Consider the following 1,543-nt stretch of genomic DNA (forward strand, 5'->3'; position numbering starts at 1 on the left):
CGTTCCCGCCGGTACCCGCCGGCAGCACCTGCTCGGCCTCGGCGCGGGCGCCGGCCAGCAGCTTCGCCTGCTGCGGCCAGGTCGCCAGGCTCGGCGCGGGGCGCACGCCGGCCGCCTTGAGGGTCTCCCGCAGCGCCGCCTCGTCCAGCTCGGCGAGCTGCTGGTAGGTGCGGATGCCGGCGGCCTGCAGGGCGGTGGCCATCTTCGGCCCGATGCCCTGGATCCGCCGGAAGTCGTCCGCCGCCCCCTCGCCGCCGGCCGCCCCGGCCTTGACGGCGTCGTCCGCCGCGGGACGCGGCGCGGGGACCACCGCCGGAGCGACCGGCTCGGTGCTCCCGCCGGCCGGCTCGGCCTCCGCGCCGGTGGTCACCGCCGGCTCGGCCGCGCCGGGCTCGGCGTCGGCGACCACGGTGGCCGGGCCTGCGGCCGGCTCCTCGTCCGCCGCGACCGGGGCGGCCTCGGCGACCGGCTCGGCGTCGACGGTCCGGGCCGGCTCCCCGGCAGTGACCTCGGCGGACGGGGCGGGGGTGGCGGCGGCCGGGGGAGCCTCCTGCTCCGCCTGAGCCGGCTCCTCGGTCAGCGCGGCGGGCGGGACCTCGTCGCTCTGCGCCGCCGGCTCTCCCTCCACCGTGGGCGTCGCCGGCCCGGCGGTGTTGCGGCGACGGCTCGCCACCCAGCCGAGTACCTGTTCCAGCCACTTCCCGAAACTCGACGGCACGACCAAACCTCCTCGTATGTGTGCATGACAGTCGCGAGAAAACTCGGGGCAGCTTCGCACACCCGAGCCGGCGACGACAGGGAGGTCGGGTGCTTCCCTCGCTGGTGGGACGCGATCGTGTCGCCCAGTGGTGGTGAGATGACCGAGCGTTGTCGCGGCCGGCCACAAAGGGGCGTCCCGGACCCTGGTGCCATCGGGGTCCGGGACGCCGGCCTGGGTGTCCGCCTCAGCGGAGTTGGCCGGGTGCCGGCGCGTCGGCGGCGTCCCAGCTGTAGAAGCAACCGGCCACGGCGTCCCGAGGGGAGCGCCAGGTCGGCAGGTACGGCGACGTGTGCGCGGAGAGCCGCTCGTTGACCACCCGGTACAGCGGGTGCTCGCGCGCCCCGGCCGCCGCGTCCGCGTCGACGGGCGTGGTCTCCATCAGGTGTACGCACAGGTCGTGCAGGCAGTACAAGGACCGGTGCCGGACGCCCGTCAGGCGGGGGAGCTCGGTCGCGTCGGACTCGGCGAAGATCTGTGCCACCCGTCCCTCCGCGCCTGGCACGATCCGGCTGACGACCAACAGTCGGCTCATCGGGACCCCTCTCGCCGGTACAGCCCCCCGTCGAGGAGTGGGGGCGCCGTGTGTGCCACAGGGTGGCGCGGCGGCTGTCACCTCGCCGTCACCGCCTGCCGCCGGCCGGTGACAGCGGTCGTGACGTCCCCTGTGGTCGGTCCCGGCCGGCTCACCGTTGACCGGGCCCGGTGGGTGCGGCCGGACCGCGCTGCGGGGCGCCGGGCGGCCCGCCGCGGTCGGTCCGGCGGTCCGGCGGGTCCCGCCGGGTG

General features: G+C 76.9%; 2 protein-coding genes. Both read right to left on the bottom strand.

What is annotated here, in order from left to right; genetic code table 11:
* On the bottom strand, nucleotides 1-718 hold a 718-nt coding region (locus tag ONA70_RS36180; protein WP_319959637.1), incomplete at its 3' end, for a helix-hairpin-helix domain-containing protein.
* A gap of 226 nt (nucleotides 719-944) precedes the next feature.
* A complete protein-coding gene (locus ONA70_RS36185; protein ID WP_265010971.1) occupies nucleotides 945-1,292 on the bottom strand; it encodes a TcmI family type II polyketide cyclase in 348 nt (115 codons plus the stop codon).
* Nucleotides 1,293-1,543 lie beyond the last annotated feature (251 nt).

Origin of the sequence: Micromonospora yasonensis (assembly GCF_026013475.1) — a bacterium.
GTDB classification, from domain to species: Bacteria; Actinomycetota; Actinomycetes; order Mycobacteriales; family Micromonosporaceae; genus Micromonospora; species Micromonospora yasonensis.

Bases quoted from the DNA above. Each gene is read 5' to 3' on its own strand.
- ONA70_RS36185 (WP_265010971.1), bottom strand. From the start codon at position 1,292: ATGAGCCGACTGTTGGTCGTCAGCCGGATCGTGCCAGGCGCGGAGGGA.